The following is a 1637-nucleotide window of genomic DNA, read 5'->3' on the forward strand; positions in this document are numbered from 1 at the left end:
CGAACACAGTACCGTGAGGGAAAGGTGAAAAGCACCCCGATGAGGGGAGTGAAACAGTACCTGAAACCGGATGCTTACAAGCAGTTGGAGCCTCTTTAGGGGGTGACAGCGTACCTCTTGCATAATGGGTCAGTGACTTAGTGTATCATGCGAGCTTAAGCCGATAGGTGTAGGCGCAGCGAAAGCGAGTCTGAATAGGGCGCGAAGAGTATGATGCATTAGACCCGAAACCCGGTGATCTAGGCATGACCAGGCTGAAGGTGCGGTAACACGCACTGAAGGGCCGAACCGTTGAATGTTGAAAAATTCTCGGATGAGTTGTGTTTAGGGGTGAAAGGCCAATCAAACCGGGAAATAGCTGGTTCTCCGCGAAATCTATTGAGGTAGAGCGTCGAATGTATGCCGTTGGGGGTAGAGCACTGGATGGTTGCGGGGGTCGCGAGATCTACCAATACTAACCAAACTCCGAATACCAACGAGCCTTGTTCGGCAGACAGACGGCGGGTGCTAAGGTCCGTCGTCAAAAGGGAAACAGCCCTAACCTACAGCTAAGGTCCCCAAGTCATCACTAAGTGGGAAAGCATGTGGGAATCCCAAAACAACCAGGAGGTTGGCTTAGAAGCAGCCATCCTTTAAAGAAAGCGTAACAGCTCACTGGTCTAAATAAGGGTTCCTGCGGCGAAGATGTAACGGGGCTAAAGTGATGCACCGAAGCTTAGGGTTCAGATCTTAGATCTGAGCGGTAGCGGAGCGTTCCGTAAGCCTGAGAAGCGATCTGGTAATGGGTCGTGGAGGTATCGGAAGTGCGAATGCTGACATGAGTAGCGATAAAGAGGGTGAGATGCCCTCTCGCCGAAAGACCAAGGGTTCCTGCTTAAAGCTAATCTGAGCAGGGTGAGCCGGCCCCTAAGACGAGCCCGAAGGGGGTAGTTGATGGGAACCACGTTAATATTCGTGGGCCTGGTGGTGAGTGACGGATCACGTAGATTGTATGTTCTTATTGGATTGAGCATGCCTTTGAGTGGTTCCAGGAAATAGCCCCACCGTATAGACCGTACCCGAAACCGACACAGGTGGTCAGGTAGAGTATACCAAGGCGCTTGAGAGAAGTATCCTGAAGGAACTCGGCAAATTGCCTCCGTACCTTCGGAAGAAGGAGGCCCCATTTTTGCGCAAGCAATTGTGGGGGGCACAGGCCAGGGGGTAGCGACTGTTTAGCAAAAACACAGGACTCTGCTAAGTCGGCTTCAAGACGACGTATAGGGTCTGACGCCTGCCCGGTGCCGGAAGGTTAAGAGGAGGAGTGCAAGCTCCGAATTGAAGCCCCGGTAAACGGCGGCCGTAACTATAACGGTCCTAAGGTAGCGAAATTCCTTGTCGGGTAAGTTCCGACCTGCACGAATGGCGTAACGACTTCCCCACTGTCTCCAGGATATGCTCAGCGAAATTGAATTCTCCGTGAAGATGCGGAGTACCCGCGGTTAGACGGAAAGACCCCGTGCACCTTTACTGCAGCTTCAGAGTGGCATTAGGAAAGAATTGTGTAGCATAGGTGGGAGGCTATGAAGCACCGGCGCCAGCTGGTGTGGAGCCATAGGTGAAATACCACCCTGTTGTTTTCTGATGTCTAACCCAGG

The 1637-nt window shown here is 52.4% G+C and carries 1 rRNA gene (cut by a window edge); it reads left to right on the forward strand.

From position 1 onward, the window contains the following. Window positions 1-1637 (forward strand): 23S ribosomal RNA (locus tag EOE18_RS18075) (its annotated part extends 479 nt beyond the left edge of the window); the annotation flags it as partial.

This window comes from Novosphingobium umbonatum, assembly GCF_004005905.1.
GTDB lineage: Bacteria > Pseudomonadota > Alphaproteobacteria > Sphingomonadales > Sphingomonadaceae > Novosphingobium > Novosphingobium umbonatum.